Origin of the sequence: Burkholderia sp. AU44665 (assembly GCF_030504405.1) — a bacterium.
Classification (GTDB): domain Bacteria; phylum Pseudomonadota; class Gammaproteobacteria; order Burkholderiales; family Burkholderiaceae; genus Burkholderia; species Burkholderia semiarida.
Genome location: NZ_JAUJRI010000001.1, coordinates 420,924 through 436,119, shown reverse-complemented (window position 1 = coordinate 436,119; position 15,196 = coordinate 420,924). Strand labels below are relative to the sequence as shown.

The window sequence follows — 15,196 nt, the reverse complement described above, 5'->3', positions numbered from 1 at the left end:
GCCGTGCCGCACGCGGCCGGTCGCCCTGTTCTTTCGTGTGTTGCGCACAACCTCGATTGCAGGCGCCCGGCCGCGCTCCGCGGTGGCGCCGTCATTGCAGCCGCACCCCGCTCCGGTACCGGCGGCGCTGTGCGGATCGACCTCTTCGCGGGCCCTATCGTCGGACAAATACCGGCATCAGCCTGCATCTCTCCGTTATCGCCCATGACCCTTGTTCAACTTAGACGTCACGTGTGCCCACGGCAAGCGCAACGTGCACGACCCTCTTTCGGGTCCGGCGACGAGTGCGGCGAATTATATATGGAACCGGTTCCATTACTAGAGGGATCGATGCAATTCAGTGCATCGAAATCAGCAATAATGGGAAATTGAGAAGCCGTAATGTGCAAGGATGGGAAGACGGCGGACGGCGCTGGCCGTCGGCGCGTGCTACGGCGTGCCCGTGATCCTCGAAGTCGATGCGCGGCGCATGCACCGGCAGGGCCATGCGTTCTTCGTCGCCGAAAACGGTGTCTGGCTGACCGATGCCGTGCCGGCCGAATACCTTACCCTGGTCGGGACGCACGCGGGCTGAAGCGCGTGCGGCGCTTCCCTCACCATGGCCAGAACATCGACGCGATCGACAGCGCCAGCGCCGCGCACAGCGGCGAGTAATACAGCGTGTCCATCCGCGCGAAACGCGACCCGCGGATCCGCTTGGAGAAGCCGACGTAGCGGAAATCGCCGACGGCCCGCACCGCGAAGATCAATGCGAGTGCAACGGTCGCGAACGCGATCGTGCATGGATACGCGTTGCGCCCGAGCCAGCCGGCACGCACGGCGACCACGCACGCGCCGCCCAGCAGGGCGGCCGCGACGGCAAGCGTGCCGACGGCGGTCGGCCGCAACAGCGGTACGCCGTCCTGCTCTGGAATGGCCGCACGCTTGCCCAGCCGCCCGCCGAACGCCCAGTAGACGTGCACGAGCGCGAGGGCGCAAAGCGTCGGCACGCTGAAATACGCACCGGTCATGTCGATCGATGTCCTCGTGTCGTTGTCTCGTCGTCTTGCCGAAAAACGTTCGGCCCGCGACACGCATGACGATACCGAAACCCGATCACGCGCGCATTGCGACGTCCGGTCGCAACCGGCGGCCGCGCATGCTGCGTCGCAGTGCGCATGCATTGCGCGCATGCCGCACGCTTGACTTCCCTCCGCGCGCTACTACGCTGTTATTCCAGTACTGCGGTCGGCACGCCGCCGTGCAACCGGCTGCGCGCCCGCACGACGACGATAACGAAGGCCATGGAGGCGACTCATGCTGGTCGGTGTGCCGAAAGAGATCAAGAACCACGAATACCGCGTCGGCCTCACGCCGGCCGGCGCGCGCGAACTCACGCGGCACGGCCATCGCGTGCTCGTGCAGCGCGGCGCGGGCACGGCGATCGGCCTGCTCGACGACGACTACACGGCCGCCGGCGCATCGCTCAGCGACGGCGCCGACGAAATCTTCGCGCGGGCCGACATGATCATCAAGGTGAAGGAGCCGCAGCCCGCCGAATGCGCGATGCTGCGGCGCGGCCAGATTCTCTACACGTACCTGCATCTCGCGCCCGATCCCGATCAGGCCGCCGCGCTCGTGAAATCCGGCGCGGTGTGCATCGCGTACGAAACCGTGACGGGCCCCGGCGGCGGCCTGCCGCTGCTCGCGCCGATGAGCGAAGTCGCCGGCCGCATGTCGATCCAGGTCGCGGCGACCCACCTCGAAAGCCCGCGCGGCGGCCGCGGCCTGCTGATGGCCGGCGTGCCGGGCGTGCCGGCCGCGCACGTCGTCGTGCTCGGCGCGGGCGTCGTGGGCACCGGCGCGCTGCAGATGGCGGTGGGCCTCGGCGCGCGCGTCACCGTGCTCGACAACAACGTGAACCGGTTGCGCCAGCTCGATCTCGTGTTCGCCAACCGGATCGCGACTGTCTGCTCGAATGCGCATACGGTCGACGAAGCCGTGCGCGATGCCGACGTCGTGATCGGCGCCGTGCTCGTTCCGGGGGCGTCGGCGCCGCGGCTCGTCACGCGCGACATGATCGCGACGATGCGCAAGGGGGCGGTCGTCGTCGACGTCGCGATCGACCAGGGCGGATGCTTCGAGACCTCGCATGCGACCACGCACGCGGCGCCGACCTTCGTCGTCGACGGCGTGGTCCACTACTGCGTCGCGAACATGCCCGGCGCGGTCGCGCGCACGTCCACCTTTGCGCTGAACAATGCGACGCTCGGCCATGCGCTCGCGCTCGCCGACAAGGGCTGGAAACAGGCGATGCTCGACGATCCGCACCTGCGCGCGGGCCTAAACGTGTGCGACGGCCACATCACGTACGAAGCCGTCGCGCAGGCGCTTGGGCTGCCGTACGTCCCGGCCACCGGCGTGCTGGCATGACCGTGCCGGCATGAACGGAACGCAACGCGGCCGGCCGCGTTGCGTTCACGCGCCCTTCGACCGGCTCCGCTTGCCGCCGCCCATCGTGCGCGCCAGCAGCGGCCGCAGTTGCGCGAGCGTGCGCGTGTTCAGCACGTCGTGCCGCGTCAGCCAGCCGCGCCGCGCCTGGTCGACGCCGAACGCGAGATTGTCGAGTTCGTCCGCGCTGCATGCATCCGAACCGATCGCGACCGGCACGCCGGCCTTCGCGGCCTCGCGGCACCAGACGTCCGGCAGGTCCAGGCGCCGCGGCTGAGCATCGAGTTCGACGAAACAGCCGCGCGCGGCAGCCTGCGCGAGCACGCGCGGCACATCGAGTTCGCAGGCGTCGCGCTCGCCGAGCATGCGACCGGTCGGATGCGCGAGAATCGTGAAATACGGATGGTCCATCGCGCGCAGCATGCGATCGGTCTGCACGCCGCGCGGCAGGTCGAAACCGTCGCGTACCGCGCCCACGACGAGATCGAGCCGGCCGAGCATCGCGTCGGGCACGTCCAGGCTGCCATCCTCGCGAATGCCCGCTTCCACGCCCTTGAGCAACACGAAATCGTCGAACGTCGCGTTGACGCGATCGATGTCGTCGAGTTGCCGCGCGAGCCAGTCGAAGCCGCCGCGAGCGCCGTCGCCAGGCGGGACGCGATCGGTGACGGCCAGATACGCGAGCCCGCGCGCACGCGCGGCCGCGGCCATCGCGCGCAAGCCGTCGCGGCCGGCCGACACGTCGGTATGCGCGTGCAGGTCGCCATGCAGATGCTTGCGCTCCACCAGCGCCGGCAGCGTGCCGGCACGGCACGCATCGACCTCGCCGCGATCCTCGCGCAACTCGGGCGGCACCTCGTGCAGCCCGATGGCCGCGTAGACCGATGCCTCCGTCGCGCCGGCAATCCGCTCGCCGCCGCGAAACACGCCGTATTCGTTGATCTTCAGGCCGCCGGCCTGCGCGATCCTGCGCAGCGCGATGTTGTGCGCCTTCGATCCGGTGAAGTAGACGAGCGCCGCGCCGAACGCATCGGCATCGACGACGCGCAGGTCGACCTGCAACCCGTTGGCGAGCATCGCGCTCGACCGGGTCTTGCCGTGTGCGAGCACGCGCGCCACGTCGCCGTAGCCGACGAACGCGTCGGCGACCGCGGCAGCATCGCGTGCGGTGACGAGGATGTCGAGATCGCCGACCGTCTCGCGGCGGCGGCGGAAGCTGCCGGCCGGCACGGCCTTGCCGACACCGGCCACCGCACGCAGGCGTTCGAGCAACGGCGTCAGCGCATGCGCGGCGTCGGGCAGCAGGAAGCGTTGCGGCTCACGCTGCAGGCGATCGTCGATCGCCTCGATCAGATGGGCTTCGGTTTTCGCACCGAAGCCCGGCAGTTCGCGCACGTGCCCGCTCTTCGCTTCGGCGCGCAACTGCTCGAGCGAATCGACGTGCAGCGCGTCGTGCAGCGCCTTCACGCGTTTCGCGCCGAGCCCGGGCACGTCGAGCAGCGCGACGATCGCGCCCGGCAACGCATGACGCAAGGTTTGCTGCAGGTCGCAGGTGCCGGTCGCGGCGATCTCGCGCAGCTTCGACGCGAGATCGGCCCCGATCGACGGAATCTTCCCGAGATCGTCGCCGTTCGCGATCATCGTCGGGATATCGCGGCCGTAGTCGGCGATCGTGCGGGCGGCGTTGCGGTATGCCCGCACGCGAAACGGGTTGGCGCCCTGGATCTCGAGCATGTCGCCGATTTCGGCGAACACGGCCGCGCACTCCGCATTGTGGATCGGCATGATCGGCGTGCCCCCTTCCACGTGGATGGCGCCGCGCGCCGGCGCGACGGCGTCTGCCCGCCCGGCGCCGCGTGTCGACGGCGCCGGGCGCCCGTTGGTCATCCTGCGCCGGCCGCCCGGCGCGTGCAGCGCGGTGGAAACCGCGACGTCAGAGCGACGCGCGCGGCGTCGTCGCGTAGCGGCGCTCGTAGAGCGACTGGCAATGCGTGCAGCGTTCGGCGGTCGGGCGCGCCAGCAGGCGCTCGTAGCCGACCGAGCCGTCGCAGTCGATGCATTCGCCGTAGCTGCCGTCGCGCATCCGCCGCTGCGCGCGGCCGATCGCGCGCAGTTCGGTCAGCTTCATGCCGATCAACGCGTGATCGACGTCGACGAACAGATCGGCGTTCGCCTCGTCGCCCTCGTCCGGCGCCGCGCCGGCAAGGTCCGCATAGGATTCCAGCGCGCGCTGGTCCTCGCTCGCGCGGATCTCCGCACGCAGCGCCTGCTCGCTCTCGTTCAGCCGCTGTTTCAGCGTCTGCCGTTGTTGTTGGTCGAGCGACATGGCCGTCTCTCCTGTTCCGGGTTCCGCGCGAAAAAGTGAGGCGCGCGGTATCGCGCCGGTACGCGGCGCGCAGGCATGACCTGCGCCGCCGCATCCGGATACGCGGCCGGACGTGCAGAACGCCGGACGCATTCGACGCAGGATAAACCCATTGAACACGCGTGTGTTGACCCGAATCAGCGTGCCGGTCACGCAGCGTCAGCGGTGAGGAAACCGGGGACGGACGCGCAATCCCGACGTGCGGCGCGCGCCGCGCGGCCCGTCGGCGCAACCGCGGTGCAGCAATTTTCCGCGCGGCCGCGCGCGTCTTCCCGTGCCCGCGAACCGGCATCAGGCGGTCGGTACGATCGCTCGCGCGGCGCCGACTCGATCATTCGTTTTCCTCAGAATGCGTTGCGCCCGATGAAGCCGCGCACCACCGTCAGCAGGATGATCTTGATGTCGAACCAGAAGCTCCAGTTCTGCATGTAGAACAGATCGAACTTCACGCGCGCCGCCATCGCCTCGACCTTGCGCGTCTCGCCGCGATAGCCGTTCACCTGGGCCCATCCGGTGATGCCGGGCCGCACACGGTAGCGGTACATGTAGCAGTCGACCAGTTGGCGATAGAAGTCGTCGTGTTCGATCGCATGCGGACGCGGGCCGACCACCGACATCTGCCCGAACAGCACGTTGAAGAACTGCGGCAACTCGTCGAGCGAGGTGCGCCGCAGGAACGCGCCGACGCGCGTGATGCGCGCATCGTTGCGCGACGCCTGCCGCAGGACGCCCGGCTGCGCGCGATGCACGCGCATCGTCCGGAACTTCAGGATGTCGAACTCGCGGCCGTCGACGCCCTTGCGGCGCTGCCTGAACAGCACGGGCCCGGGCGAAGACAGCTTGACCGCGATCGCGAGCATCGTCAGCAGCGGCAGCAATGGAATCAGCACGGCGAACGCGAACAGCCGGTCGAACGCGAACTTCGCCCACAGCTCCGGCGCGGAGCGCGGCGTGGTCGCGAGATTGATCGCCGGCATGCCCAGCACGTCGGTCGCGGAGCGATCGACGACCGCCATCTGCCGCACGTCGGGCAACAGCCGCAACTCGACGAACTCGTCGCGCAGTTCGCGCACGATGCGCTGGATCCGCCACTCGTGCGACATCGGCAGCGTGAGCCAGACCTCGTCGATGTCACCGCCGCGAATCCGGTCGCGCAACGCGTTCCAGTCGTCGATCACCGGCACGCCGCCGATGCCGCTCGCGGCGGCCGCCGCATCGTCGTCGAATACGCACGCGGCCACGAACGGGCCGTTCGGCGCAAGCTGCATCCGCTCGATCGCCACGCGCCCGTAGGCCGTTGCGCCGACGACGGCGACGCGGCGTTGCCGTGCGCGCGGGTCGCCGCGCGTCAGCGCGAGCGCCAGCAGCGCCGCGCGGCCGAGCAGCAGCGTCGCGTCGCCAGCCAGCACCGTTTGCACGATCCAGCGCGTCGTGACCGTGCCGCCGCGATTCATCATCCATACCGTGCCGGCCACCGTCAGCACGCTCGCGCACATCACCGCCACCAGCGTGTGCGTCAGCACGTGCGCGCCGCCCTGCACCGCCACGCCGCCGCGCACGGTGCGCAGGTAGCGCGGCAGCAGCGCCACCGTCAACACGCACAGCAGCGCGATCGCGCCGCGCTGCGCGTCGGACAGCGCATGCCAGCCGAGGCCCGACGCCGCCTGTGCGGCGAGCGCCCCCGCCAGCACGAGCACGACGTCGGCTGCCGCGATCGCGGCACGCCGCATCGCATTCGTTCCACCGGACATCGGCTGCATCGTCACGCACCGTGTGCCGGGAATCCGCGACGGCTCTCCAGCATGCGCGGGTGGACCGTCGCCGGCCTCGTATTCCCGCGCGTGCCGAGCAGCCGGCGATAGTCCGCGCGAATCAGGTCGTAGCATTCGCACGCGTGATGTTCGAGGCCGTCGCGGTCGAGCACCGTGATGCGGCCGCGGCGCTGCCGGATCAGCCCGGCTTCCTGCAGGTTGCCGGCCGCCTCCGTCACACCCTCGCGCCGCACGCCGAGCATGTTCGCGATCGTCTGCTGCGTGACGGTCAGCTCGTCGCCGTCGATCCGGTCATGCGCGAGCAGCAGCCAGCGGCTGAGTTGCTCGCTGACCGAGTGGTGCCGGTTGCACAGCGCGCTGCGCGAGATTTGCGCCATCGTCGCCTGGCAGGTGTTCAGCAGCAGGCGGTAGGTCTGCGGCGACCGCTCGAACTCGGCGCGCATCACGCAACTCGGCACGCGATAGGCCGTTCCGCCGATGCGCACCTCGACCCGGCTCGACGCCGCGATGCCGCCCACCAGCGTCCCCAGCCCGACCACCCCCTCGCGGCCGACCACCGCCACCTCGACCATCGCACCGTCCTCCATCAGGTGCTGCACCGACATCATCGCCGTCGTCGGAAAGTGCAGATGACGCATCGGTTCGCCGACCCGGTCGAGCATCCCGGCCTTGATCCGGACCAGTTCGAGATGCGGTGCGATGGTGCGGATGCTGTCCTCCGGGAGGGCAGCAAGGATGGCGTTCGCCGAGTAGCTCGAGTGAAGATGAAGCATGTCTGTATCCCTTTATCGTCCGCGCCGCCTGCAGCCGCGTGCACGGAACTCGTTATCGCGATGCGCGTCCGGACATTGATGCGGTTGCGGCCCACAACCCCGAATCCGACTGACCATCGGCTTGTCATCGCCGGATTGAGTCCACTGCCACGTTTCGACACGCCAGCCCGAATAAGCGATTTACGTGCCAATACCCGTCCATCCTTAATATATGAATCACATTCGATTTAGAGCCCGCGAATAACCGGCCCCAAAAGCAAAAAAACGTCTCATTTCCGGACACTCGCCCGCGCAACGGACACAGCAGCCATTCGATCGATCAATCCCCGCGCATCGGGCCGGCATGGTCGCGTGGGACCACGATGCTTACCGTTCAAACACTTACGGCCGATTTTCAATTGTTTCCATGATGTGCAGCGCAGCATTCCCCAACGTCGGCGCGCCGCACACGTTCGTTTCAAACTGTCTCAAATTTGAATCGGCACACTAATTCAGACCTCTGTCGGTTAGCGCACATATCGCTTACAAACCATTGATCCAATTGAAAAATCAGGCGATCCCCATTTTTTTGTCAAACAATGTTCAATGACTTTCCGGCACTTCGCGGTACGATGCGCAACGTCGTTCGATTGATTCCCTGTCGGCATTGAATGACAAGAAAGCACACGATTCCATTTCCGGATGATTAATTTCAGGGAAACGAATCATTAAATCGACATAACGTTTGCGTGCAATCGCAACCGTCAAACTTTGTGAAATGGCAGAATGCGCAATTGTGCGAATTCAATTGCGTGCTAGCCTTTTTTGCGAGTATCGTCATTCGGTTTTTGATCAACAAAAGTCCGCACGGTCGTGCGAAATTTCCGTTCCGGAGTTCGCGCGGACGACGCGCGACCGTCATTCTGCGAGGATGCGCCGTGACTCATCAGGCTCCCGACGCCGTCGCGTATGCGAACGGCATGATCGAGCTTTCCCACAGCTTCGATGCCAACCGTTTTCTCGCGGCCATCGACCGCGACGAACTCGCCACGCTGACGCCCCACCTTCAACTCGTTCACCTGAAATCCGGGCAGGTGCTCTGCGAACCGGGCGAAATGCTCGCCGCCGTCTACCTGCCGGTCACGACCGCGATCTCGCTGCAGTACGTGTCGTCTGGCGGCATGACGCTGGAAGTCGCGGAGATCGGCAGCGAAAGCGTGGTCTGCGACGACGTGATCGGCGGCAGCGGCCAGATGCCGTGCCGTGCGCTCGCGTGCCGCGACGGCTTCGTCTACCGGCTCGACCGGCGCGTCTTCGCGGCCGCGTTCGATGCGTCGCCGGTGATCCGCCATCTCGTGTTCGTCTGCGTGCGGCTGCTGATGGCGCAGGTCTCTCAGATCACGTTCTGCAGTCGTCATCACGTGCTCAAACATCAGTTATGCAGATGGTTTCTGCTCGCGTTCGACCGCACCCGCAGTATCGAGATCCAGGTGACGCACAGCATGCTCGCGCAAATGCTCGGCGTGCGGCGCGAAACGGTCACGGACGCCGCCGGCGAAATCCAGAAGCTCGGCCTGATCCGGCAATACCGCAGCTCGATCGAGCTCGCCGACCTCGGCGGCCTAGAAAAAATGTCGTGCGGCTGCCGCGCGATCGTGCGCGACGAGATGAAGCGCATCCTGTCGGCCGACTCGGGCGTGCCAGCAGCATCGCGCGCGTGACCGGCGTGCCGGACCGGGACGGCGCTTCGGCGCCGCACGCGTACCGGTTCAGCTGTTTGTAGGGTGGCGAACAGAACGCCGTGTCTGCCAGTGGTCTACTGATGCCGGACTGCCGGGGGGATGTCAGCGCATATCGCGCGTTCGCCCGAGCGGACGACACCACGCACGCCGGAGCAGCACGTGAAAAACGAAATCAGAACCATCCTGAAGCACGTCGCCCATCTCGAAGCCGCGATCGATTCGATCGGCGACGGGGACGACCTCTACGAAGCGGGCCTCTCCTCCCTCGATACGATCCAGTTGATGCTCGCGATCGAAAAGCAGTTCAACATCGAGATTCCCGACGAGATGCTGAACCGCAACCTGTTCCGCAGCATCGACGCGCTCGCGGACACGATCGCCACGCTGCAACGCACCGAGCACTCCGCATGAGCGCGCTGCTTCCCGAACTCGCGCCCGACAGCGATTCGCATCGCCTCGACGAGGCCGCGCATGCCGTCGCGCAAATCGCCGCCCAGCATGCCGATGCGGTCGATCGCGACGCGCGCTGCCCCGTCGAGGCGATCGAGGCGATGCGCGCGCGCCGCCTGCTCGGCGCGATGGTGCCGACCCATCTCGGCGGCGCGGGCGCGTCGCTGGAAGACATCGCGTCGGCCTGCTCGATCCTCGGCCAGGCCTGCGCGTCGTCGGCGATGGTGTTCGCGATGCACCAGATCCAGGTCGCGTGCATCGTCGACCACGCCGCCGACCAGGGCTGGCACAAGCTGTTCCTGCAGCAGCTCGTGCGTCACCAGTGGCTGCTGGCGTCGGCCACGTCGGAAGACGGCGTCGGCGGCAACCTGCGCGCGAGCCAGTGCGCGCTCGAAATCGACGGCGGCGGATTCCGGCTGCACAAGGCCGCGCCGACGATCTCGTACGGCGACTACGCGGACGGCATTCTCGCCACCGCGCGACGCGATGCGGATGCGCCGGCTTCCGAGCAGGTGCTCGTCACGCTGCTGCGCGACGGCTATACGCTCACGCGCCGCGGCGAATGGGACACGCTCGGCATGCGCGGCACGTGCAGCAACGGCTTCGTGCTCGACGCGCAGGGCGCCGCCGTGCAATGCCTGCCGGTGCCGTTCGCGAAGATCGCCGAGGAAACGATGGTGCCCGTCTCGCACATCCTGTGGGCCGCGGTGTGGATCGGCGTGGCCGGCGACGCGTTCCATCGCGCGCACCAGTTCTTCCGCGCGCAGGCGCGCCAGACCGACGGCGCGCCGTCGCCCGCCGCGCGGCGCATCGCCGAATCGCTGGCGCTGATGCAGGCGATGCAGGCCCGCGTCGACAACGTGCTGCGCCTCCACGCGAACGCGCAGGCCCGCTCGTGGTCGGCCGGCATGGCCTGGGCCGCCGAGATCAATACGCTGAAGACCTACGTGTCGGCGACTGCGCTCGAAGTCGCGCATCAGGCGATGATGATCTGCGGGATGGCCGGCTACAAGCAAGGCACGCCGTTCAGCATCGGCCGCCACATTCGCGACCTGCACGCGGCGCCGCTGATGATCAGCAACGACCGCATTGCCGCCAACACTGCGAGCCTGTTGCTCGCGCTGCGTCCCGCGACGCTGGAGAAACATACGTGAACGATCGCCTCGCCGTGCCCTCCGCCGCCTCCGTTCCCGCCGACGCGCCGCTCGACCGTGCGGGCGTCAACCCGCTGCGCGACGCGCTGATCGACGCGGGCCTGCTGGTCTCGACCGGCATCCAGGGCCTGTTCGGCCGCAGCGAGCGATTCGAGCGCGTCGTCGAAGCGCTCGACGCGTTCGTCACGCGCATCGGCGCCGACCAGCAGGCCGAAGTGCTGCGCTTCCCGCCGGCGATGAGCCGCACCGAGTTCGAGCGCAGCGAATACATGAAGAGCTTCCCGCAACTGGCGGGCAGCGTGCACGCGTTCTGCGGCGACGAGCGCCAGCACCAGCGCGTGCTGCAATGCCTCGATCGCGGCGACGACTGGACCGAGAACCAGAAGCCGACCTACGTCGTGATGACGCCGGCCGCGTGCTACCCCGTGTATCCCGTCGTCGCGCGCGCGGGCGCGCTGCACCCGGACGGCCGCATCGTCGACGTGTTCTCGTACTGCTTCCGTCACGAACCGTCGCTCGACCCGACCCGCATGCAGTTGTTCCGGATGCGCGAATACGTGCGGATCGGCACGCCCGAGCAGATCGTCTCGTTCCGCGAGACGTGGATCGAACGCGGCACGCGGATGATCGAAGCGCTGCGCCTGCCGAACGCGATCGATCTCGCGAACGACCCGTTCTTCGGGCGCGGCGGCAAGATCGTCGCGGACAGCCAGCGCGAGCAGAACCTGAAGTTCGAGCTGCTGATCCCGATCGAGCACGACGACCGCCAGACCGCGTGCCTGAGCTTCAACTACCACATGGATCATTTCGGGCTGCTGTGGGACATCCGTACCGCGACGGGGGACGTCGCGCACACGGGCTGCGTCGGTTTCGGCCTCGAGCGGCTCACGCTCGCGCTGTTCCGCCACCACGGCTTCGATATCGACGCGTGGCCGCGCGACGTGCGCGACGTGCTGTGGGGTACGCGATGAGGTTCGTTTCCCGCGACGGCGAAGACACGTCGTTCGAGAGCGTGCGCCATCGCGCGCGCCACTACCGGCCGCATCCGCTGCACAGTCAGGAGATGGTCTGGAAACAGACCAACTGCTACGTCGACATGTGGCTCGAGGTGCTCCGGTGGTGGGGTCTCAATCCGTACGCGGCGCTGCCGTTTACGATCGCGCTCGATTTCGAGGGCGACCAGTTCACGTTCTTCAAGTTTCCGCACGACGAGCTGGAGCGACTCTACGGGATCGTCGTGCAGGAACATTCGATCTACGAGCCGCTCGACCAGCACATCGAGACGCAGGTCGCGCGCGGACACCTGATGATCGTCGAGGTCGATGCGTGGTTCCTGCCCGATACGCGCGGCAGCAGTTACCGCACGCAGCACACGAAGACGACGATCGGCATCGACGCGATCGACCGCGCGAAGCACCAGATCGGCTATTTCCACAACAGCGGCTATTACGTCGCCGAGGATGTCGATTACAGCGGGCTCGTCGGCGGCAGTTCGCCGATGGCACTGCCACCGTACGTCGAATGCGCGAAGCGACGCTTTGCGCCGCTCGACGAGCGCGCGCTCTGCGATGCCTCCCTCGCCGCGTTGCAGCGCCACCTGCGGCGCCTGCCGGTCGTCGATCCGGTCGCGGCATTTCGCCGGCAGTTGCAGACCGACGCACCGATTCTCGCGGAAGCGCCGCTCGAACGCTTCCATGCGTACTCGTTCAATTCGGTGCGGCAGCTCGGCGCGAATTTCGAACTGTTCGGCCACTATGCGCGCTGGCTGCAGGCAAGCGGCTGCACCGGGCCGTTCGCCGAAATCCGCGCCGCGTGCGATCGCATCGCGTCGGAAGCAATGGTGCTCGAATTCCGGCTCGCGCGCGCGTGCGCACGCGGCAAGGAAGAGCGCGGCGATTCGACGCTCGACGCGATCGAGGCCGCGTATGGCGACCTCGTCGGGTGCGCGCGGCAGATCGGCGCGCCGCTGCGGCACGTGACGCCGGTGCGCTGCGACACGGAGCCCGTGTCGGCCATGCGGTGACGCGCGCACGCCCCCTGCCCGCGTGGTCGATGCTGGCGACGCCCGCGGGCGCCGTGCGGCACCCGCGCGACCTCCCGGCCGAGCCAGGCGGCTGGATCGCGGCGCCGGTGCCGGGCACGGTCGCGCAGGCGCTCGCGCTGGCCGGCCGGCTCGACGAAGCCGCGTCGCTCGACGAGCGCGACCACTGGTACCGGCTCGCGCTGCGCGGGCGCGGGCCGCGCATCCTGCGCTTTCACGGCCTCGCGACGCTTGCACAGGCGTGGCTCGACGACACGCCGATCCACAGCTCGGACAGCATGTTCGTCGCGCACGACGTGCCCGTGTCGCTCGACGGCACGCACCGGCTGACCGTCTGTTTCCGCGCCCTCGCGCCGCACCTGCGCGACGCGCGCGCGCCGCGCCGTGCGCGCTGGCGCACGCGGCTCGCCGAGCCGGCCGCGCTGCGCACGATCCGCACGTCGCTGTTCGGACACATGCCGGGCTGGTTCCCGCCGTATGTGCCCACCGGCCCGTGGCGGCCCGTCGACGTGCTCGATCCGGCCGACGGGCCCGTTCTGGCCGATTGCACACTGCAGGCGCGTGTCGAGGGCGACACGGGCTGGCTCGACGCGGAACTCACGTTCGCCGTGGCGCTGCCCGACACGTTCGCGGCGCGGCTGTCGTGCGGCGACCATCACGCGACGCTCGAACGTGCCGGCGCCGCTCAACTGCGCGCAAGCGTTCCGGTACCGAACGTGCGTCGCTGGTGGCCGCATACGCACGGCGAGCCGGCGCTCTACGAGATCGCGCTGCATATCGGCGATGCGCGCCGGCCGCTCGGCTCGACGGGTTTCCGCACGATCGACGTCGATTCCGGCGCGGACGGCAAGGGTTTCGGGCTGCGCGTCAACGGCGTGCCCGTATTCGCGCGCGGCGCATGCTGGAGCAGCGCCGCGCCGCTCGCGCTGCACGCGGACGACGCGACCTACGGCCGCCTGCTCGGGCTCGCGCGCGACGCCGGCTTCAACATGATCCGGGTAGGCGGCACGATGGCCTACGAGGCCGACGCCTTCCACGCATGGTGCGACCGGCTCGGGCTGCTGGTCTGGCAGGACTTCGGCTTCGCGAACTTCGATTACGCGCTCGATGACCCCGCGTTCGCGGCCAACGTCGACCGCGAAGCGAGCCAGTTCCTCTCGCGTCACGGCGCTTCGCCGTCGCTTGCGGTGCTGTGTGGCGGCAGCGAGATCGCGCAACAGGCCGCGATGTCGGGGCTCGGGCCGAAGCAGCGCTTTCTCGACCTGACGGCCGACCGGCTGGCCGCCCACGCGGCCGCGCGCCGCCCCGACGTCCCGTACGTGCCCGATTCGCCCGACGGCGGCGTGCTGCCGTTCACGCCGCGCGAACGCGTGTCGCACTACTACGGCGTCGGCGCGTACCTGCGCCCGCTCGACGACGCGCGCCGCGCGGACGTGCGCTTCGCGAGCGAATGCCTCGCATTCGCGAACCTGCCATGCGATGCGACGCTCGCCGAACTCGGCTGGCCCGGCGTGCACGAACCGCGCTGGAAGGCGGCCGTGCCGCGCGACCCCGGCACGTCGTGGGATTTCGACGATATCCGCGACCACTATCTGCAGACGCTGTACGACGTTGCTCCCGACCGGCTGCGGCGCGAGGATCCTGCGCGCTATGTCGAGCTGTCGCGCGCGGTGATCGCGGACGTGATGCGCGAGACGTTTTCCGAGTGGCGACGCACCGGTTCGCGGTGCGCCGGCGCGCTCGTGTGGCAATTCCAGGACGTGATGCCGGGCGCCGGATGGGGCGTGATCGACGCCGCGCACCGGCCGAAATCGGCATGGTATGCGCTGCGCCAGGTGCTGCAGCCGGTCCAGGTGCTGCTCGTCGACGAAGGGCTGAACGGGCTCGACGTGCATGTGGTCAACGAGCGCCCGGCGCCGCTGTCGGCCGCGATCGAGCTGGTCGCGCTGCGCGACGGCCGCACGCCGGTGGCCCGGGCCGGCTGCGCGGTGCGGATCGCCGCGCACGACACGGTGCGGCTCGGCTCGGCCGAACTGCTCGGCCGCTTCTTCGACTGGACCTACGCGTACCGCTTCGGCCCGTGCGAACACGATACGGTGGTCGCCACGCTGCGCGCCGACGACGGCACGCCGCTGTCGCAGGCGTTCCATTTCCCGTCCCGCACGCATCCGGCCGTGCTGGCGCGGCGCGAGCCCGGGATCGAGGCGTGCGTGTCGCGCACCGGCGAGACCTGGCACGTCGACATCGACACGCGACACGTCGCCCGCCACGTGCAGATCGACGCGCCCGGCTTCATGCCGAGCGACGACTGGTTCCATCTCGCGCCCGGCACGCCGGCGCGCATCGCGCTCATTCCGTCGAGAATCGACGGGAAGCCTGCGGCCGCCGACGATAACGCACCGCCTGCGGTGGAAATCCGGGCCGTCAACGCCGCGCGCGCCGTGCGGGCCACGCCGGCCGGATGATGCGACGCTCGCGGCCGCCGCGAGC

The 15,196-nt window shown here is 68.5% G+C and carries 13 protein-coding genes; 8 read left to right on the top strand and 5 right to left on the bottom strand.

Annotated features, from left to right (window positions below):
• The first annotated feature begins 391 nt into the window (after nt 1-391).
• Nucleotides 392-574 (top strand): RNA 2'-phosphotransferase, encoded by a 183-nt coding sequence (locus QZM15_RS01925; RefSeq protein WP_302105672.1) that lies wholly within the window; start codon nt 392-394, stop codon nt 572-574.
• Between the two features lie 19 nt (nt 575-593).
• Here the strand turns inward: QZM15_RS01925 and QZM15_RS01920 are convergent, their stop codons facing one another.
• Complete coding sequence (locus tag QZM15_RS01920; protein WP_059574619.1) at nt 594-1,010, bottom strand: DUF3995 domain-containing protein; 417 nt, start codon at nt 1,008-1,010, stop codon at nt 594-596.
• A gap of 286 nt (nt 1,011-1,296) precedes the next feature.
• Between QZM15_RS01920 and ald the strand changes: the two genes are divergently transcribed.
• Entirely contained in the window at nt 1,297-2,412 is a 1,116-nt protein-coding gene (gene ald / locus QZM15_RS01915) for an alanine dehydrogenase (protein ID WP_059639362.1), read from the top strand.
• A 45-nt stretch (nt 2,413-2,457) separates the two neighbouring features.
• Here the strand turns inward: ald and polX are convergent, their stop codons facing one another.
• The 4 genes from polX to QZM15_RS01895 form a co-directional block, all read right to left on the bottom strand.
• Nucleotides 2,458-4,215 carry a DNA polymerase/3'-5' exonuclease PolX gene (polX, locus tag QZM15_RS01910; protein ID WP_302105671.1) on the bottom strand — a complete coding sequence of 586 codons (1,758 nt, stop codon included), beginning with the start codon at nt 4,213-4,215 and terminating at the stop codon, nt 2,458-2,460.
• A 148-nt stretch (nt 4,216-4,363) separates the two neighbouring features.
• Nucleotides 4,364-4,756, bottom strand: coding sequence for a TraR/DksA family transcriptional regulator (locus tag QZM15_RS01905; protein ID WP_059574623.1), 393 nt, complete (start codon nt 4,754-4,756; stop codon nt 4,364-4,366).
• Between the two features lie 383 nt (nt 4,757-5,139).
• On the bottom strand, nt 5,140-6,546 hold the full coding sequence (locus QZM15_RS01900) for an undecaprenyl-phosphate glucose phosphotransferase (protein ID WP_060968526.1): 1,407 nt from the start codon (nt 6,544-6,546) through the stop codon (nt 5,140-5,142).
• A gap of 11 nt (nt 6,547-6,557) precedes the next feature.
• Nucleotides 6,558-7,340, bottom strand: a complete 783-nt coding sequence (locus QZM15_RS01895) for a Crp/Fnr family transcriptional regulator (RefSeq protein ID WP_302105670.1) — start codon at nt 7,338-7,340, stop codon at nt 6,558-6,560.
• Between the two features lie 917 nt (nt 7,341-8,257).
• Here QZM15_RS01895 and QZM15_RS01890 point away from each other — a divergent pair.
• The 6 genes from QZM15_RS01890 (at nt 8,258) to QZM15_RS01865 (ending at nt 15,171) form a co-directional block, all read left to right on the top strand.
• Nucleotides 8,258-9,040 carry a Crp/Fnr family transcriptional regulator gene (locus QZM15_RS01890; protein ID WP_179231773.1) on the top strand — a complete coding sequence of 261 codons (783 nt, stop codon included), beginning with the start codon at nt 8,258-8,260 and terminating at the stop codon, nt 9,038-9,040.
• 180 nt (nt 9,041-9,220) lie between these two features.
• Nucleotides 9,221-9,472 (top strand): acyl carrier protein, encoded by a 252-nt coding sequence (locus QZM15_RS01885; protein ID WP_006490451.1) that lies wholly within the window; start codon nt 9,221-9,223, stop codon nt 9,470-9,472.
• On the top strand, nt 9,469-10,665 hold the full coding sequence (locus QZM15_RS01880; RefSeq protein ID WP_059639359.1) for an acyl-CoA dehydrogenase family protein: 1,197 nt from the start codon (nt 9,469-9,471) through the stop codon (nt 10,663-10,665). The genes QZM15_RS01885 and QZM15_RS01880 overlap by 4 nt, the downstream gene beginning before the upstream one ends.
• Nucleotides 10,662-11,636, top strand: a complete 975-nt coding sequence (locus QZM15_RS01875; RefSeq protein ID WP_059574628.1) for an amino acid--[acyl-carrier-protein] ligase — start codon at nt 10,662-10,664, stop codon at nt 11,634-11,636. Before QZM15_RS01880 ends, QZM15_RS01875 begins: the two co-directional genes overlap by 4 nt.
• A complete protein-coding gene (locus tag QZM15_RS01870; RefSeq protein ID WP_302105669.1) occupies nt 11,633-12,688 on the top strand; it encodes a DUF1839 family protein in 1,056 nt (351 codons plus the stop codon). The genes QZM15_RS01875 and QZM15_RS01870 overlap by 4 nt, the downstream gene beginning before the upstream one ends.
• Nucleotides 12,689-12,717: 29 nt before the next feature.
• A complete protein-coding gene (locus QZM15_RS01865) occupies nt 12,718-15,171 on the top strand; it encodes a glycoside hydrolase family 2 protein (protein ID WP_302105668.1) in 2,454 nt (817 codons plus the stop codon).
• The last annotated feature ends 25 nt before the right edge of the window (nt 15,172-15,196 follow it).